The organism is Streptomyces triticisoli (assembly GCF_003270085.1).
In the GTDB taxonomy this organism is placed as follows: domain Bacteria; phylum Actinomycetota; class Actinomycetes; order Streptomycetales; family Streptomycetaceae; genus Streptomyces; species Streptomyces triticisoli.
Genome location: NZ_QFDQ01000007.1, coordinates 1 through 17,656 on the forward strand (window position 1 = coordinate 1; position 17,656 = coordinate 17,656).

Below are 17,656 nucleotides of genomic sequence, written 5' to 3' on the forward strand. Positions count from 1 at the left end.
CGAGCGGATCGCCCCCTCGCTGCCCGGTGCCACCTGGTACGAGGTGGGCGGCGGCACCCTGGACGACGCGATCCGGCTGGCCGACGAGATGAAGGCCGGCCACTACGACGCGGTCGTGGGCCTGGGCGGCGGCAAGATCATCGACTGTGCGAAATACTCGGCGGCGCGCATCGGCCTGCCCCTGGTCGCGGTGCCCACGAACCTCTCGCACGACGGCCTGTGCTCGCCGGTGTCCATCCTGGACAACGACGCGGGCCGCGGCTCGTACGGCGTGCCGAACCCGATCGCGGTCCTCATCGACCTGGACGTGATCCGGGACGATCGACGGGCTGGCCGCGGCCATGGCCCGCCAGGCGGGCGAGGCCGTGCTGCGGCACCCGGGCGGCTGCGGTGAGGACGGATTCCTGACCGTGCTCTCCGAAGGGCTCGTGCTGTCGGGAATCGCCATGTCGATCGCCGGCCACACCCGGCCTTCGTCGGGGGCCTGCCATGAGATCAGTCATGCGCTGGACCTGCTGTTCCCCCAGCGTGCCGCGAGTCACGGCGAGCAGGTGGGCCTCGGCGCGGCCTTCGCCATGCACCTGCGGGGTGACCACGAGGGGTCCCTGCTGATGGCCGGTGTCCTGCGTCGGCACGGTCTGCCGGTGGTGGCGGAGGAGATCGGGTTCAGTGACGACGAGTTCGTCCGGGCCGTCGAGTTCGCCCCGGAGACCCGCCCCGGCCGCTACACGATCCTCGAACACCTCGAGTTGTCGCCGACGCGGATCAAGGAGGCGTACTCGGACTACGTCGCGGCGGTCACCGGATGAGACGGCGGCCCGGTTTGACCCCTGACAGGTACGCCCCGTAGCCTTGACCGTCGGCGTGTCCACTGAGCGCGCCACATCCCCGTAAACCTCTTCCTCCCGGGCACGGGCCGTGGCCGGGAGAGGTGGCCCGTGTGTGTCGCGGGGCCGCTGGACTGCGGGGGTGCCGTTCCGAGCGAGAGAGTGAGATCCGCGTGTACGCCATCGTGCGCAGCGGTGGCCGCCAGCACAAGGTTGCTGTCGGTGACATCGTTGAGGTTGACAAGATTTCCACTGCCAAGGTTGGCGACACGGTCGAGCTCTCGACCCTGCTCGTTGTCGACGGCGACGCTGTGACCAGCGACCCGTGGGTGCTGGCCGGCATCAAGGTCCAGGCCGAGGTCGTGGACCACCACAAGGGCCAGAAGATCGACATTCTGCGCTACAAGAACAAGACCGGCTACCGCCGTCGTCAGGGCCACCGCCAGCAGTACACGGCGATCAAGGTCACTGAGATCCCCGCGGCTGCGAAGTAAGGGACTGAGGAGACATGGCACACAAGAAGGGCGCATCGTCCACCCGGAACGGTCGCGACTCCAATGCCCAGCGGCTCGGCGTGAAGCGCTTCGGCGGTCAGGTCGTCAACGCGGGTGAGATCCTGGTCCGCCAGCGCGGCACCCACTTCCACCCGGGCGCCGGCGTCGGCCGGGGCGGCGACGACACGCTGTTCGCGCTGCAGGCCGGTGCGGTGGAGTTCGGCACCAGCCGCGGCCGCAAGGTCGTGAACATCGTTCCGGTCGCCTGACCGGAAGCTTTCGCGAGGCGGACCTCACTTCCCCGGCGGGAAGGCGGGTCCGCCTTTCGCTTGTTACGCAGTAACCACATCCGTACGTCCGTACGTTTTCGCAGTGCTGGAGGCACCCCCCATGACTACCTTCGTGGACCGCGTCGAGCTCCATGTCGCCGCGGGTAACGGAGGCCACGGCTGTGCCTCCGTCCATCGTGAGAAGTTCAAGCCGCTGGGCGGGCCCGACGGCGGCAACGGCGGGCGCGGTGGAGATGTGATCCTCACTGTCGACCAGTCCGTCACCACGCTGCTGGAGTACCACCACTCCCCGCACCGCAAGGCCACCAACGGCAAGCCCGGCGAGGGTGGCAACCGCAGCGGCAAGGACGGTGCGGACCTGGTCCTGACCGTGCCGGACGGGACCGCTGTCCTCGACAGGGCGGGCAACGTCCTCGCCGACCTGGTCGGACACGGCACCTCGTACGTCGCCGCCCAGGGTGGCCGCGGCGGCCTCGGTAACGCGGCGCTGGCCTCCGCCCGGCGCAAGGCGCCCGGCTTCGCGCTGCTGGGGGTACCGGGAGACGTGCAGGACATCGTCCTGGAGCTGAAGACCGTCGCCGATGTGGCCCTGGTCGGTTACCCGAGTGCCGGCAAGTCCTCCCTCATCTCCGTCCTCTCCGCCGCCAAGCCGAAGATCGCGGACTATCCCTTCACCACCCTCGTCCCGAACCTGGGCGTCGTCACCGCCGGCTCCACCGTCTACACCATCGCCGACGTCCCCGGTCTCATTCCGGGGGCCAGCCAGGGCAAGGGCCTCGGCCTCGAATTCCTCCGGCACGTCGAGCGGTGCAGCGTGCTCGTGCATGTGCTGGACACGGCCACCCTGGAGTCCGACCGCGACCCGGTCTCCGACCTCGACGTCATCGAGGAGGAACTGCGGCAGTACGGCGGCCTCGACAACCGCCCGCGCATCGTCGTCCTGAACAAGATCGACGTCCCCGACGGCAAGGACCTCGCCGAGATGGTCCGGCCCGACCTCGAGGCGCGTGGCTACCGCGTCTTCGAGGTCTCGGCGGTGGCGCACACCGGGCTCAAGGAGCTGTCGTACGCGCTGGCCGACCTGGTCGCGAAGGCGCGCGCCGCGCGGCCGAAGGAGGAGGGGACCCGCATCGTCATCCGGCCGAAGGCGGTCGACGACGCCGGCTTCACCGTCACCCGCGAGGGCGACAGTCTCTTCCGCGTGCGGGGCGAGAAGCCCGAACGCTGGGTGCGGCAGACCGACTTCAACAACGACGAGGCCGTCGGCTATCTTGCCGACCGGCTCAACCGCCTCGGTGTGGAGGAGGAGTTGATGAAGGCCGGCGCCCGGGCCGGTGACGGCGTCGCCATCGGGCCCGAGGACAACGCGGTCGTCTTCGACTGGGAGCCGTCGGTCATGGCGGGCGCGGAGATGCTGGGGCGCCGCGGCGAGGACCACCGCCTCGAGCAGATCCGCCCGGCCGCCCAGCGCCGCCGCGACCGGCAGGCCGAACGCGACGAGGCCGGGCACGAGTACGACGGATCCGAACCGTTCTAGGAGCTGGTGCTCGCGGACGGTCATGGGTGTGGGCGATGTCGTTGCCGTCCACACCCGAACGGCATCTGGACCCTCGGCCTGGTGGCCGGGAAACATGCGACGAGGGACGCGGCCGGCGGGGGGTCCTTCAGCGCGGTGTGTCCGCGATGGTGATCGTAGGTGTGCAGCCAGCCGGGGAAGGCGTCGCGTCGTTTGCTGCTCGTTGCGGTAGGGGCGGGCGTAGGCCCATTCGTCGAGCAGGGTGCGGTTGAAACATTCGACCTTGCCATTGCTCTGGGGCCGGTAGGGCCGGGTGCGCTTGTGGGCGATCCCGGCCGCAGTCAGCAGGTCGCGCCAGTCGCATGAGCGGTAGCAGGAGCCGTTGTCGGTCAGCACCCGCTCGGGGGTGATGGCGGCTTGGGTGAAGAAGGTGTGGGCCTTCTGCCAGAAGGCGGTGGCGGTTTCTTTCCTCGTCGGTGACGATCTTGCTGTAGGCCAGGCGGGAGTGGTTGTCGACGGCGGTGTGCAGGTAGCTGAAGCCGGCGTCCGAGCATGCTTTGCGGCCTGCTTGCCGGCCGAGGACCTGAGTCCGCCGCCGTCGGGGAATGTTGCCGAGCTTCTTGATGCCGACGTGGACCAGTTCGCCGGGCTCATCACGACGGGTGGGCCGTGGCTGGCGAGACCTGGAAGCGTTCGGCTGCCCGGCGCAGGGTCCAGCCGTCCTCGACGATGCAGCGGGCCAGACGCAGACGGTCGGTCCCGGTCAGGGGCGCATTACGGTGGGGTACAAGAGCCTTTCCGTCGTGCGGCGTAGTTGTCGCGATCCACACCGAGTCAGAAGGCCCTCACCCTTTTCAAGATCCGGCAGTCGATGTTGTGGCCGGCGACCGGGGCGATCAGGCGAATGTTCAGCAATAGAGCCATCTGATAGCTTGAGCGCGAATACGCAGGCTGGAACGGAGGTGCGAGGGACTGGTCCGGCCCGACCCGGTCGAGGGCACACCCTCAGACGCGATGCTGCGACTGTACAAGCTCGAGCGTTACAAGGACGATCAGGGAAATCAGATCGTCTACGACGGCGAGATCCGTGAGAACAAGATCGATATCCGGTTCAAGGGATCGAACAACACACTCACCATCAGCCCCGAGGCGGATATCAAGGATCTGCTCGTCACCTTCTCGGGAGACAACGGGCAGATCGAGATCGGTCCGACCACGAAGAAGCGCGCAGGTCTCCGCTTCGAGCTGCGCTGCGGGCACGAGTCCCGGATCCGGATCGGCGAGAACGTGGGCTGCGCCGGCCGCACCTTCATCTCCGCCGTCGAAGGTGTGTCGGTGTCGATCGGTGACGACGTGATGTTCGCCAAGAACATCGAGGTGCGTGGCGACGATACCCACCCGATCTTCGACGTGCGCACCGAGAAGCGCGTGAACCCGTCCCAGTCGATCGTCGTGGGCGAGCACGTCTGGATCGCGAAGCACGCGGTCGTGATGGGCGGCGCCGCCATCGGCAACGGCTCGGTGATCGGCTTCCGCTCCATCGTCACCTCGTCCATTCCGAACAACTGCGTCGCGGTTGGAGCACCGGCGCGCGTGGTGCGGCGGGACATCGCCTGGGAGCGCCCCGAGGTCGTGTCACGCCGCCCGAATGAGCAGTATCCGCGCAAGGGGGAGAAGACCCCGCAGTACTGGAACCTCACCGATGACGCGGCGATCCCGGAGAAGCCGAGGGTGCGGCCGCGGACCGATACGCGACGGCGGCCGGCCCGGTACCTCCCGGCACCGGTGCGGCGGCTGGCCCGGAAACTTCTGTCCTCCCGAAGAGACTGACCAACCGTCAATCACGGCAGCCGTCCCCGCGTCCGCTCTGTTCCGGACGATGGATGCATCGGCCCGGTAGCAGATCACCCGGCACGGACGAAAGTCCGTGCCGGGTGATCTGCTACCGGGCGGTTCCCGTACATACGCTTCGCCAGCATGAGCATGCTGGAGCGCTCCGGCCTGCTGCGGATCGTGGTGAAGTGCGGCAGGCCGGAGCGCGTCGGCGCGGGGTTTGCTAGAGCCCGACGGTCGACTCCAGATGGGTCACCATGCGGTTCAGCCCGACTGGCAGGTCGACCACCGGGCGCCAGCCGAGGGCTGCCAGCCGCGCGCTGTCCAGGCCCTGCTTCTTGGTCAGGCTGTAGGAGCGCGCGTCGGACTCGTTGCTGAATCGCAGCTGGAGCCCACGCTCCGGGCGCACCTCGGTGAACAGCTCCGCCAGACGCCGGATCGAGACCAAACCGGACGGGTCGGCGATGTTGTAGGCCTGCTGGTCACCGCGGAGCAGCGTATAGAACAGTCCTGCGATGGCGTCAGCCACGTAGGTATAGGTCCGCACGCCGGAACCGTCGCTGTTGAGCACGATGTCCTTGCCGGCCACCACGTTCGCTGCGAAGTCGGCCTGCACCCGCCCGTCGTCGAGCGCCATCCCCGGCCCGTAGATGTGACCGAACCTGACGACGCGACAGTCGATGCCGTACTGTGCCTGGTAGCTCGCGCAGATCGTCTCCGCGGCGCGCTTGCCTTCGGCGTAGCAGGCCCGCGGGTTGAGGATGTCGAAGCCGCCGTAACTCTGCTCGTCGATGAGCTCGGTCTCCGGAGGCTGGGCGCCGTAGACCTCCGCTGAGGACATCAGCACGAATCCGCGGCTGGCCTTCGCCACACAAAGGTCGAGCAGGTTGAAGGTGCCCAGCAGATTCGCCTTGATCGTCATGACCGGTTGGCTGCCATGCAGGGCGGGCCGCGCGGCGCTCGCCCCGTGGATCACGTAGTCGACGGGGCCGGGCAGCTCGAGCGGAGCCGACACGTCCTGGACGATGAGGTGAAAGTCCGGGCGGTCGAGCACATCCGCGAGCAGACGCCTGGCCTTGTCCTCGTTCCGCACCAGACCGTGCACGGAGATGCCCAACCCGTGCCGATCATTCAGTGCGAGCAGGGTGTAGACGACGTACGACGGCAACATGCCGCTGGCGCCGGTGACCAGCACGGTGCAGCCGGAAAGCTCACTCCACGGCAGGTCACGGCCGAGGATCTCATCGAGGTCGTGCGCCACGACCGGACTGGAGACGGTGGTCACTGAACTCACATACCTACGATCTGCTGATTCTCGATGATCTCGAAGAACGTCCGGCACAGGTAGAAGTCCTCGGCCGTCGTGATCTTTATGTTCGAGCGGGGGCCGACCACCCGGTAGATCTTCTCACCGTACCGGTGCATGAGGGAGCACGAGTCGATGCTGTCGTGCTCGTCCTCGGCAACCGCCCGGTCGTACAGCGAGAGGATCTGGCCGAGCCGGAAGCTCTGCGGGGCCTGCGCCGCGTAGATGTGGTCGCGCGGGATCACATCGTCGATGTGATCGTGCTCGCTCGACACCACGGTCTCGTTGAACTTGGTGCAGGTGATGGCGGAGCCGTGCTCCCGGACGGTCTCGATGTTGGCGCTGATCAGCTTCGCGTCAATCAGCGGTCGCACGCCGTCGTGAATCAGCACGATGGCGTCCTCGGGGCAGTCCGCGGCGACCGTCTTGAGAGCGTTGTGCCGCGATTCCTGACCGGTCTTGCCACCGTCGACGACCCACCTGACCTTCTCGATCTCGTACCGCTTGAGCAGTTTCATCAGGTGCTGGCGGTATTCGGGGAGGATCGCGATGGCGATGCTGTCGATATCGGGGTGTGCCTCGAAGTGCTCGAGGGTGTGGATGATGATCGGCTTGCCGTGGATCTCCAGGAACTGCTTCGGGAGAGCGCGGGAGTTCATCCTCGTCCCGATGCCGCCGGCGAAAAGCAACGCAATGTTCACAGTTCATGCCTCCGACTGGTCGCTGAGCGGCTGGTCGCCCACCGCCGTGTCGTCCGGGGCGAGATCGAGCCACCGGCGATCGCCGCCCGTCTTTCTGTCATCGGGGTCGCTGAGCACCAGCCAGTCGATCACCCGATCCGCCGAGTTGGTGTCGACGAAGTCGAAGTTCTCCCGCCGGAACTGCTCGACCTTCGAGGTGTCGTAGTCCTCGTCCTGCAGGGCCTTGAGCAGCTCGTCGAAGGTCACGCAGACCTTGCCGGGAGCGACGGAGTCGTAGTCGCGGTGGAATCCGCGGATCACCGAATACGTGTCCTTGTCGTACGCGTAGAACAGGATCGGCCTGTCGAGCAGCGTGTACTCGTAGATGATGGACGAGTAGTCGGTGACGAGCACGTCGGTGACGTGCAGCAGGTCGTTGGTGTCCGGGAACGACGCGAAGTCCAGCAGCCGGTCGGAGTATTCCGCGGGGATCGGCACGGGATCCGTTATAAAATGATGCATCCGGAAGAGCACGACGAACTTGTCCCCGCAGACCTCGTGGAGCTTCGCGAAGTCGATGCGGTTGTAGTCGTAGTGCGCGTCGCCGATGCTCTTCCCGCGGAAGGTCGGCGCGAACAGCACGATCTTCTTGCCCTTGAGATTCGGGTTGGCGGCGAAGAAGTCCTCAGCAACCTTGCGGGAACGCTCCTTGTCGAGGAAGGTGTCGATGCGGGGCAGACCGGTCGGCACGACCGCCGATTCCTCGATGCCGAACGCCTCGGCGTACACCGGCACAAGATGCTGGGAGCCGGTGATCACGTAAGTGTATTTGCGGTGGGCGTTGGTCAGCTTCGGTGAGCCGTATCGTCCGAACCGGCTGTAGCCGACCGACTTGAACCCGCTTCCGGCGTGCCAGAGCTGGATGATCTTGGTGTCCGGGGAAATACCCAAATGCGCGAGAAGCCCGAAGTAATCGTCCAACAGCACGATGTCCGACGTCGCGAGCAGGTAGATGAGGCGGAGCGTGGTCCACTTATTGGCTGTGCTGGGTATTCGGAACGAATAGCGGAACGAGTACTTCTTGTCGAGGCCCCGCTCGATCATCCGGTCATGGACGCGTACCAGGTTGCCGCCGAGGCCGGTGCGCATTTCGGAGGCGAACAGGATCCGGTTGCCGCGCGGTCGAACCAGGCGGCGCGAGAGCGAGTAGATGCGGTTGGCGAGCTTGCGACGCCGGGCATGCGGCAGCACCCACAACCCGAGTCGCTTGCCGAGCGGCTTCTTCGGACCCTTGCTGCCCGTCTTGCTCGGCCCGGCGCTGCGGAACAACTGGTACGTCCGCATGAGGAACTCGGGGTTCTCTTCGTCGTCCGAGATGCCGAACGCGATCACGTACGCGGAGCGGTTGCGGTCGTAGAGGAAGGTGCGGGAGTCCACGTCGAGGCGGTCCGTGGCGCTGAGGTCGAAGCCGGCGGCCGGCAGTCGCCTCTCCCCGATCACCGGGACGATCCGCCAGGAGCCGTTGGGCACCTGGCGCCGGTCCTGGAAGTTGGTGACGTTGATCTCCAAGCGGTGCTGCTCGGCATCTATTTGCCGAGAGTTCACCGGGAACTCGCGCTCACCATCGACAATCAGGAAACGGAGAGCACTAGGATCTCCAGTGAAGTCCGAGACGGCCGCAGTGAGATTGAGGTGTACGCGCTCCCAGGAAATCGCCGCTATCGAGCAACGTGCCATCGTCATCCTTCCGTCCGTGAAACCGCCGCGCAACTATGAGGCCTGCGCGACGGCGACGGCGCCTGCCCGCGCCAGGTGGGGCGACCGTGGGAGCATAGCGCACTGAGTCACGGCAGCCATAAGTCGTGACAGGGGCCACCGTCCCAGCGCGGGCAGGTGAGCGGGCCATCGAGGGTATCGCGCGTACCTTTCTCATCTCCGCCGCCCTCCTTACCGGTTCGCAGGGCCAGGCGCACGGTCATGCCCAGTGGTACGCCGACGGCTTGGCTCCAGCGGTAGACCAGCTTTGCCCGGGCACTGGCCACGGGCGGTTGCGGCCCGTGGCCAATATCACTGGGGTATCACGCTACGCACGGGCGAGGCCACGCCCCTGCCTTCGGCACCGCTCGCGCCTGCGGCGCCAGGAGACTGCCGGTGATGCGCGCGGACTCGGCCTTCTGCGGCGCGGATGTCGTCAACTCCTGCCGGGTGCTGGGCGCGCTTCTCCAGCACCGTGCGGATGAACGCTTCCGTCAAGACCGCCATGGCCCGCATGGATGAGGACGCCTGGACGCCGATCAAGTGCCCCAAGGCGGTCCGGGGCGAGGAGGGCCAGTGCCGGATCTCCCACGCCGAGACGGCCGAGACCATCTGCACCGCCTTCACATCCAAGCCGAAGAAGCGGCAGGTCGTCGCCCGACTGATGGTGCGCCGCGTCAAACGCCCGAGCGCTGAAGCCGTCCCCGCCGGACAGGGCGCGCTGTTCGGCATCTGGCGCTACCACGCCGCGTTCACCGACTTTCCGCTCTCCTTGAACGATGCCGAGCGTGGCCATCAACGGCGCGCCGTCGTCGAGCAGATGATCGCAGATGTCAAGAACAGCGCCTTCGCCCACGCGCCTTCCGGGCGCTTCCGAGCGAACGCCGCGTGGCTCGCCCCGGCAGCCCTGGCACACAACCTGCCCCGCGCCGCGGGTGACCTGGCCGGCACGTTCCACGCCAGAGCGACCACCGCCACCATCCGGGACCACCTGGTCAAGGTGCCCGCCCGTCTGGTCCACTCGGCACGCCGCCTCACCCCGCACCTGACCGAACGCTGGCCATGGGGCACGGTCTTCACCCAGCTCTTCACCATCGTGCACGGGCCACCGGCACCCTGAGACTCACCGACCGGCCTGTCCGAAAAGACCTGATACCTCCGCGGTTGCGGCGCCCACTGCATCGCGCAGATCAAGGCCAACCACCCCCAATCTGTTCGACACGGCCCGCGTCTGCCCTGGCGCGACATCGTTCTGGACCACTACGACCGCGCCCGGGCCCACCACCGCCACGAGATCCTCCCCGGAGGGGCCAACCTCCAGCCTGAAGACCGCCGCCTTCGCCCACCTCGACTGCCCCGACGCCAAGCAGGCCCTCCAACTCGTGTGCTGGAGGCAGGACTCCACCACCGGCAAGCCCGCCGTCGAACACGTCTGCCTGATCACCGGCCTGCCGCCCGGCGCCGCGGCCGGCGCCCAACTCGCCGCCCGGATCCGCGGCCACTGGAAGACCGAAAATCTTCTCCACCACCTCCGGGACCGCACCTTCCGCGAAGACGACTCCAAGATCCGCACCGGCCGTCCTCCCCGGGTCATGGCCGGACTGGGGGCACCTCCCGGCCGAAGGTTGGGGCAGCAACCTCGCCATCGGCGTCCACCGCCAGGACGGCCACACCAACATCGCCGCCGCCCTCCGCCGGGCCGCCCGCGACCACCACCGCCCCCTGGCCTCCCCCGGCCTCACCGGATGAACCCGGACAGAAACCGATCACGCAAAGGACCCCGGGAGCGGCGGCGGTACTCCGATTCAACACTGCCTGCGGTCGTCGCACAGGGGCTCCTCGACGCGATCGCTGCCTGTGCGGCGGACGGCGGGCACTGGCTGCTCAGCTCCGAGGACAACTCCGCTCGGACGGAAGCGAGTTGGGTGCGCAGCGAGTCGGGCAAGGGCGGGCTGCCGCCACAGCGGCGTGCGTACGCGGGGTCTTTGGTCACTGCGCCCTCCACCTGGAGGTGTTCATCAGCGCCGACGACGCGCGCGTCGACGTCGAGGGCATCGACTTCCGCGACCTCACCTGGGACGGGACCCCCGCCTTCATACGGGCCGTGCTGGACGGCGACGCCTGGGCCGAAGGCCACCGCTTCCCGTCCGGTTGGTCTCCCGTCGTCCGGCTGCCCGACGGCATCACCCACAAGGAGCGCATCGCCCGCGGCCTGTCCCTCTGTCCGGCCGGCCGCATCCGCGCAGGGCCGGTCCCGCCCGGCCCTGCGCGGCACGTTCAGCCGTCGGTCGGGGCTGCGGCGTGCGGTCCGCCGGCGAGCATGCGGTCCACGACCCGCGCTGTCGCGAGACCGTCGCCGGGCTCGCAGAAGTCCCTTATGAACTGAGCGTACTTCTCCCGGTACTCCGCTTCGACGGCATCGACGTCGCGCAGGGCCTTGACCAGGTCTTCGGAGGTCTCCAGCAGCGGGCCGGGCGCCCGGGTGGTGAGGTCGAAGTACAAGCCGCGCAGTGTGTCCCGGTAGTGCTCCAGGTCGTAGGTGAAGAACAGCATCGGCTTACCCGAGTGCGCGAAGTCGAAGAACGCCGAGGAGTAGTCGGTGACCAGCACATCGGCGACGAGGTACAGATCGGCGATGTCCGGGTAGCGGGTGACATCCCACACGAAGCCCCGGCCGGCACCCGGTACGTTGTCATGGACCCTCGGGTGCTTGCGGAAGAGCAGCACATGGTCGTGACCGAGTTCGGCCTGGGCCGCGGCCAGGTCGATCCGCAGATCGAGTTTGTACAGCTTGCTCGCGTGCTTCTGGTCTTCCCGCCAGGTAGGAGCGTAGAGCACCACCTTCTTGCCCTCGGGCAGGCCGAGCCGCTCCCTGACCCGCGCGGCCCGCGCGTCGCGGTCGGGGGCGTGGAAGACGTCGTTGCGCGGATAACCGCTCTCGAGCATTTCGCCTTCGATGCTGTACGCCCTGCGCATGATCTCTGTGGTGTACGCGTTCGGCGACACCACGAAGTCGAACTGCCGGTAGCTGTGCGGCAGGCTGGCGATATAGGCGGGATTCGACTTGGTGGTGCCGAGGAGGTCCCTGCCGATCTTCTTCAGCGGCGTGCCGTGCCAGGTCTGCACGACCCGCTGCCCGGGGCGGGTGACGAACCAATCGCCCACCGTCGTGTTGACGACGACGTAGCGGCTGCGCGCCAGTGCCTCGTACCACTCGCGGCTGCCCCGGCTCACCACACGCGCTTCCGGCGGCATCTCGGGCAGCCCCCCGTCCTGGGTCCAGATGTGCTCGACGTCGACCCCCCGGCGCACCAGCTCCTCGTAGACCGCCCGCGGCGAGTCCGAGAACTGCTTGCCGCTGAGGCTCATGTAGAGCACCGCGTCGCGCAAGGGGAGCTCGCGCTGCTCGTGGAAGTACACCTCTTGCAGCATGCGCTGCCGGTAGGCGCCGTGCTCACCGGGGCCGAGCAGCCGTTCCGGCTCGATGAAGATGCGGTCGAAGTGGCGGCGGTCCACGGTGTAAGCACGCTGCGGGCCACTGAAGCGCATGGGCAGTTCCTGCACCTGCTCCGGACGCAAGGTCACCGGGACGTCCCCGGACTTGTCCCAGGCGTCCGCGTCGCGGAAGTACAGGTACCAGCGACCGGGGCACAGGGGCAGCTCGGGACCGTACGCCTGCGGGGCCGCCTCGGGCTTGACCCGGACCGTGAACCGCCCGTCGGCAAGCTCGACCGGCAGCTCCTTCTCCTCGAAGCGGACCCCGTGCCGCAGGATGACCTTCTTCCCGGCCGCTTCCTCACCGGGATACGTACCCTCGAGCACCAGCTCCCCCGACCCCGTCACGGTCATCGCGTCGACCACGGGTCGGACGGCTCGCGTTGCCAGCACCAGCCTGCCGGGCCCGTCGCGGTGGACGGCCAGCTCGCGGCCGGGGGCAAACCGGTGCCTGCTGGTCGTGAAGCCCTCGGCGAGGAGGGCCGCCTGGCCCCGGCCGTCGGTTCCCCTCAAGGTCACCTTGAATTGCCGGGTCTTGGTTCCCTGCAGGTCGTTCGCGGCCAGCTGGGCAAGACTGAAGACCGACTGGTAGCGCCGGAACGCGTCAGGGGAACCGGACAGGGGAGTGAGCGGGCTGTCGAGTCCGGTGTCGCCTTCGACGATGCTCACGGCGGTGGGGGCCTTGGCGCCGCTCCGCGCCCTGGTGACCAGTCGCAGCTCGCCGTCCGCGACGGTGCAGGACTCGACCTCGACAGGGGGCTGCTGCACCGTGATGCTCACGGCACTCTTGGTGAAGCCGACCACGAGACGTGAGCCGTCCGCCAGATGACGAACCTGGTTGTGCCCGGCCGTGCCCGCGTCGTGCTGGCGCACCCGCGCGCCGTAGATCCCGCCCGGTCCCAGGATCCCGACCTGCAGAAACCACTGGCCGGCACCGCGCCGGGCGAGCTCGCGCAGCCGACGAGCAGGGACGACGACTTCGAAGCCCGTGTGGTCGTAGCAGTGCAGGGCCTGTCCGGAGGCGACGGTGGCCTGCTCGCTGCGGGTGCGGCGCATGCGCAGTCTGATGCGGCGGCCGGTCTCGTCGTTTTTCAGCACCGCGAATCGGCCGATGTCGCGGCTCGACGGACGCGGCAGGTTCGCGACGAACGCGTACCCTTCCCATATCAGATCGTCGCCGCGCCAGCCGACCGAGGTGAGCTGCGCCGTCACCGGCAAGTCGCGACGCGTGAGCGCGGCGATCCGTTCGGGCAGCGCCAGCCCCCGCAGCCCCGGCAGTACCAGCCGGGGGCGCCGGGCGCCTGCCACGAGGAAGGTGCCCGGGTCCCTGCGCTGGTGCCGGACCACCTCGACAAGATCCTCGGCGCGCCCCTCGGCAGCGAGATACCATTTGACGCGCTCGAGCGGAGGGAGGACAGTGAGCACCCCCTCGCCGTGGGTGTCGAGCAGTTCCCGCGCCGTGGCACGCAACTCCTCGCGCTCGGCCTGCGAGCTCTCGGGAAAGTATCGCAAGATCCCCCGTACTCTTGCCGACGCGAGATCGGCGAGAGACTGCGCCATGAGTAACGCCCTTCTTCAACGTGCCAGTGAACTCCAAGCCATCGCACGGTAACCGAGTCACTCGTGTGCCGCACGCTTCGCGTGATAACAGTGCGGGCACATGCGGCTTGGATCCGCTGCCCCAGGTCAGGACGTGTCACAGTAGCCGCAGGATGCTCAAATCACTGTCGGCGGAAGCAGCCATGGTGAACAGGTCGGCACGGCTGACGACGACCGGGCCGGCACCATCAGATCGTCCCGTGATCGTCCCCCTGGCAAGCCCCGCTCAGCAAGTGCCGCGCTCCACCAGGCTGCTTGGACCGGGATGCTGTGGGCAACGAATGGCGCTGACCGGCAGACGGCCTTCCAGCCGTCGCTCACCTGTCCCGGCAGGGTCCTTGAGCCGAGGGCCCGGCAGGCCCATGCGGGAGCGTCGGACATCCACTCGGTGATCGCGGTCAGCGATCGGACACCGGCCGGCACACTCGCTGCGGCAGCGGCCGGAGTCGTCGCTGCGTGACAACGACGAGGCGATGCTCAGACTGGAAGGGGCGGGGCCGCACGAGGCCTACCGTCAGAACTTCGAGAGCATGTTCGGCGTTGCGACTGCTCCTTGATGACGGCCCGGCCCGCGCCCGGGCACTCCCCGCAGGACCTGACCCGCGCGCCTGACCCTCGGCCGCGGAAGTCGGACACGGCCCCTGCTGTCCGCAGCTTGGACCGATGCGCGGCGCACGACCCCCTTCGCGTAGATTCGGGCGGGGCAGTCCGACCTACGCAAGGGGACAGGCAGCAAGGTGGCAGGGTCAAGGCAGGCCGCGTATGAGGCCCGCAGGGTCGTCGTCAAGGTGGGGTCCTCGTCGCTGACCACCGCGTCGGGCGGGCTGGACGCCGACCGGGTGGACGCGCTCGTGGACGTTCTCGGCAAAGTGCGCGGTGAGGGAGAGAAGGAGATCGTCCTCGTCTCCTCCGGCGCCATCGCCGCCGGACTCGCCCCGCTGGGCCTGTCCCGCCGCCCACGCGACCTCGCCCGTCAGCAGGCCGCGGCCAGCGTGGGCCAGGGCCTGCTCGTGGCCCGCTACACCGCGTCCTTCGCCCGCTACGGCATCCGCGTCGGCCAGGTCCTGCTGACCAGCGACGACACCAGCCGCCGCGCCCACCACCGCAACGCCTCCCGCACCCTGGACAAGCTGCTCGCGATGGGCGCCCTGCCGGTCGTCAACGAGAACGACACCGTCGCCACCGACGAGATCCGCTTCGGCGACAACGACCGGCTCGCCGCCCTCGTCGCCCACCTGGTCCACGCCGACCTGCTGGTGCTGCTGTCCGACGTGGACGGCGTCTACGACGGCGACCCGAGCAGGCCCGGCACCTCCCGGATAGCCGAGGTGCGGGGACCCGAGGACCTGGCCGACGTCGAGATCGGCAGCGCCGGCAAGGCCGGCGTCGGCACCGGCGGCATGGTCACCAAGGTCGAGGCGGCCAGGATCGCGGCCGCCGCAGGCATCCCCGTGGTGCTCACCAGCGCCGTCCACGCGGCCGACGCCCTGTCCGGCAAGGACACCGGCACCTACTTCCACCCCACCGGCAAGCGCTCCGCCGACCGGCTGCTGTGGCTGCAGCACGCCTCCACCCCGCAGGGCTCGCTCACCCTCGACGACGGCGCCGTCCGCGCGGTCGTGGAGCGCCGCAAGTCGCTGCTGCCCGCCGGAATCGCCGCCGTGGAGGGCGAGTTCACCGCCGGTGACCCGGTCGAGCTGCGCGACGTGGCCGGGTGCGCGGTCGCCCGCGGGCTGGTCAACTTCGACGCCAGGGAGATCCCCCGGCTGATCGGCCGCTCCACCCGCGACCTCGCCCGCGAACTGGGACCGGCGTACGAACGCGAGGTCGTACACAGGGACGACCTGGTGATCCTGCGGCCGTAATGGGCCGAAACGTCCGGCACCGGGGTGACCGACGGTGGGGACGTTCCGTAAAACCGCCCCACGGAGCGCCGCGGCCTGCTCCACTTTGTCTCGAGGACACATTCAGCACGAGCAGCACGAGCAGCACGAGCAGCACGAGCGAGATCCGGCGAGACGAGAGAGACGTGGAGGAGGCCGTCGTGAGACGAGTGCGCCCCGGGACGGCGGCGTCCCGCGGTGGTCTGACGAGCGTGGCGGCCGGAGCAGGCTGCGAGGAGCCGCCCGACCTGCCCCGACTGTGGCACGTCACCCTCAGCGTCTCCGGCGAGGAGGTTCCGCTGCAGGAGGTGCGGCGCGGCCTGGAACAGCTCGCCCACGACCACCCCTTCCTGCTGACCAGCCGCTACGCACGCGACCACGCCGAGATCCGCTACTGGGAGGAGGCCCGCGACCTGCACGACGCGGCCGCCGTCGCCCTGCGCCTGTGGGGCGAGCACCGGCACAGCGCCAAGCTGCCGCCCTGGGAGATCGTCGGCCTGGAGGTCATCGACCGCGAGACCTACCACCAGCGACTCGCCGCGGGCCACGGCCCGCGGCCCGCGACACCGGTGGGCGTCCACCCCTTTTGACCCCGCCTTCGACCCCGTCTCGCGCTGTGGGACGGCCGAGGGGCGGCCCTGGGCGGCGGACTACCCTTCCTTGCATGACCACGATCTCGCCGTACGACTCGATGTCCCCGGTCACCCAGGCCGCCTCCCGGGCCAAGGCCGCCGCCGCCGACCTCGCGCCGCTGCCGCGGGTGAAGAAGGACGCCGCGCTGCTGGCCGTCGCGGACGCCCTGGAGGTCCGCACCGCCGAAATCGTCGAGGCCAACGCCAAGGACGTCGCCAAGGCCCGCGAGGCCGGCACGAGCGACGCCCTTGTCGACCGGCTCACGCTCACCCCGGAGCGGGTGCGCGCCATCGCCTCCGACGTGCGCGACGTGGCGGCGCTGCCCGACCCGGTCGGCGAGGTGGTGCGCGGCAGCACGCTCCCGAACGGGCTCGACCTGCGCCAGGTCCGCGTCCCGCTCGGCGTGGTCGGGATCATCTACGAGGCCCGCCCCAACGTCACCGCGGACGCCGCCGCCCTCTGCCTGAAGTCGGGCAACGCGGTACTGCTGCGCGGCTCGGCCTCCGCCTACGAGTCGAACACCGCCCTGGTCCAGGTCATCCGCGACGCCGTGGGCGGGGCGGGGCTGCCCGCCGACGCCGTACAGCTCGTGCCCGGTGAGAGCCGCGAGAGCGTGCGCGAGCTGATGCGCGCCCGCGGCCTGGTCGACGTGCTGATCCCGCGCGGCGGCGCCTCGCTGATCGAGACCGTGGTGAACGAGTCCACCGTTCCGGTGATCGAGACCGGCACCGGCAACTGCCACGTCTACGTCGACGCCCAGGCCGACCTCGACACGGCCGTCGACATCCTGATCAACTCCAAGGCGCAGCGGCCCAGCGTCTGCAACGCCGCCGAGACGCTGCTGGTCCACCAGGACATCGCCGCCGAGTTCCTGCCGCGCGCCCTGGACGCGCTCGCCGACGCCGGGGTGACCGTGCACGCCGACGAGCGGGTCATGGCCTATGCCAAGGACTCGCGGGCCACCGTCGTCGAGGCCACCGGGGAGGACTGGGAGACCGAGTACCTGTCGTACGACATCGCCGCCGCCGTGGTCGACTCGCTGGACAAGGCCGTCGCGCACATCCGGCTGTGGAGCTCCGGGCACACCGAGGCGATCGTCACCGCCTCGCAGCAGGCCGCCCGCCGTTTCACCCAGTTGGTCGACTCCACGACCGTCGCCGTCAACGCCTCCACCCGCTTCACCGACGGCGGCCAGTTCGGCTTCGGCGCGGAGATCGGCATCTCCACGCAGAAGCTGCACGCCCGCGGCCCCATGGGGCTGCCGGAGCTGACCAGCACGAAGTACATCCTCACGGGTGACGGGCACACCCGCGGCTGACGGCCCCGAAGCGGCGGGAGGAGTGGC

At 68.8% G+C, this 17,656-nt stretch carries 12 protein-coding genes and 2 pseudogenes; 9 read left to right on the forward strand and 5 right to left on the reverse strand.

Translation table 11 applies throughout. From position 1 onward, the window contains the following. The 4 genes and pseudogenes from DEP02_RS01655 to obgE all read left to right on the forward strand — a co-directional run. Positions 1-809: pseudogene (locus DEP02_RS01655) on the forward strand (iron-containing alcohol dehydrogenase); the annotation flags it as partial. A gap of 191 nt (positions 810-1,000) precedes the next feature. Next, on the forward strand, positions 1,001-1,321 hold the full coding sequence (gene rplU / locus DEP02_RS01660) for a 50S ribosomal protein L21 (protein WP_004931419.1): 321 nt from the start codon (positions 1,001-1,003) through the stop codon (positions 1,319-1,321). A 14-nt stretch (positions 1,322-1,335) separates the two neighbouring features. Beyond that, positions 1,336-1,590 carry a 50S ribosomal protein L27 gene (rpmA, locus tag DEP02_RS01665; RefSeq protein WP_030051735.1) on the forward strand — a complete coding sequence of 85 codons (255 nt, stop codon included), beginning with the start codon at positions 1,336-1,338 and terminating at the stop codon, positions 1,588-1,590. A 121-nt stretch (positions 1,591-1,711) separates the two neighbouring features. After that, positions 1,712-3,148, forward strand: a complete 1,437-nt coding sequence (gene obgE, locus DEP02_RS01670; RefSeq protein WP_112465516.1) for a GTPase ObgE — start codon at positions 1,712-1,714, stop codon at positions 3,146-3,148. 20 nt (positions 3,149-3,168) lie between these two features. Here obgE and DEP02_RS01675 read toward each other — a convergent pair. Then, a pseudogene (locus tag DEP02_RS01675) lies at positions 3,169-3,951 on the reverse strand (DDE-type integrase/transposase/recombinase). A gap of 190 nt (positions 3,952-4,141) precedes the next feature. On the opposite strand from DEP02_RS01675, the gene DEP02_RS01680 reads away from it, so the two are divergent. Beyond that, complete coding sequence (locus DEP02_RS01680) at positions 4,142-4,957, forward strand: acyltransferase (protein WP_112465517.1); 816 nt, start codon at positions 4,142-4,144, stop codon at positions 4,955-4,957. A 226-nt stretch (positions 4,958-5,183) separates the two neighbouring features. Here DEP02_RS01680 and DEP02_RS01685 read toward each other — a convergent pair whose 3' ends face one another. From DEP02_RS01685 to DEP02_RS01695, 3 genes are read right to left on the reverse strand one after another with little or no spacing between them, the layout of a single operon-like run. Next, a complete protein-coding gene (locus DEP02_RS01685) occupies positions 5,184-6,245 on the reverse strand; it encodes an NAD-dependent epimerase/dehydratase family protein (RefSeq protein WP_112465518.1) in 1,062 nt (353 codons plus the stop codon). 5 nt (positions 6,246-6,250) lie between these two features. Further along, positions 6,251-6,967, reverse strand: a complete 717-nt coding sequence (locus tag DEP02_RS01690; protein WP_112465519.1) for an IspD/TarI family cytidylyltransferase — start codon at positions 6,965-6,967, stop codon at positions 6,251-6,253. Positions 6,968-6,970: 3 nt separating this feature from the next. Next, positions 6,971-8,551, reverse strand: a complete 1,581-nt coding sequence (locus DEP02_RS01695) for a CDP-glycerol glycerophosphotransferase family protein (protein ID WP_232838915.1) — start codon at positions 8,549-8,551, stop codon at positions 6,971-6,973. 631 nt (positions 8,552-9,182) lie between these two features. On the opposite strand from DEP02_RS01695, the gene DEP02_RS01700 reads away from it, so the two are divergent. Next, positions 9,183-9,821 carry a transposase gene (locus tag DEP02_RS01700; RefSeq protein ID WP_157977353.1) on the forward strand — a complete coding sequence of 213 codons (639 nt, stop codon included), beginning with the start codon at positions 9,183-9,185 and terminating at the stop codon, positions 9,819-9,821. Between the two features lie 1,157 nt (positions 9,822-10,978). Here DEP02_RS01700 and DEP02_RS01715 read toward each other — a convergent pair. Beyond that, positions 10,979-13,756, reverse strand: a complete 2,778-nt coding sequence (locus DEP02_RS01715) for a CDP-glycerol glycerophosphotransferase family protein (RefSeq protein WP_112465524.1) — start codon at positions 13,754-13,756, stop codon at positions 10,979-10,981. A 776-nt stretch (positions 13,757-14,532) separates the two neighbouring features. Here DEP02_RS01715 and proB point away from each other — a divergent pair. The 3 genes from proB (at position 14,533) to DEP02_RS01735 (ending at position 17,629) form a co-directional block, all read left to right on the forward strand. Continuing rightward, positions 14,533-15,660: a glutamate 5-kinase gene (gene proB / locus DEP02_RS01725; protein WP_112465526.1), complete on the forward strand. Its 1,128-nt coding sequence runs from the start codon at positions 14,533-14,535 to the stop codon at positions 15,658-15,660. A gap of 179 nt (positions 15,661-15,839) precedes the next feature. After that, positions 15,840-16,268 (forward strand): DUF8830 family protein, encoded by a 429-nt coding sequence (locus DEP02_RS01730; RefSeq protein ID WP_112465541.1) that lies wholly within the window; start codon positions 15,840-15,842, stop codon positions 16,266-16,268. Between the two features lie 74 nt (positions 16,269-16,342). Continuing rightward, a complete protein-coding gene (locus tag DEP02_RS01735; RefSeq protein WP_112465527.1) occupies positions 16,343-17,629 on the forward strand; it encodes a glutamate-5-semialdehyde dehydrogenase in 1,287 nt (428 codons plus the stop codon). Positions 17,630-17,656 lie beyond the last annotated feature (27 nt).

Excerpts from the sequence above, each read along its gene's own strand:
- rpmA (WP_030051735.1), top strand. The coding sequence starts at position 1,336 with ATGGCACACAAGAAGGGCGCATCGTCCACCCGGAACGGTCGCGACTCC.
- obgE (WP_112465516.1), top strand. The coding sequence starts at position 1,712 with ATGACTACCTTCGTGGACCGCGTCGAGCTCCATGTCGCCGCGGGTAAC.
- DEP02_RS01680 (WP_112465517.1), top strand. The coding sequence starts at position 4,142 with ATGCTGCGACTGTACAAGCTCGAGCGTTACAAGGACGATCAGGGAAAT.
- DEP02_RS01700 (WP_157977353.1), top strand. The coding sequence starts at position 9,183 with ATGAACGCTTCCGTCAAGACCGCCATGGCCCGCATGGATGAGGACGCC.
- DEP02_RS01715 (WP_112465524.1), bottom strand. The coding sequence starts at position 13,756 with ATGGCGCAGTCTCTCGCCGATCTCGCGTCGGCAAGAGTACGGGGGATC.
- DEP02_RS01735 (WP_112465527.1), top strand. The coding sequence starts at position 16,343 with ATGACCACGATCTCGCCGTACGACTCGATGTCCCCGGTCACCCAGGCC.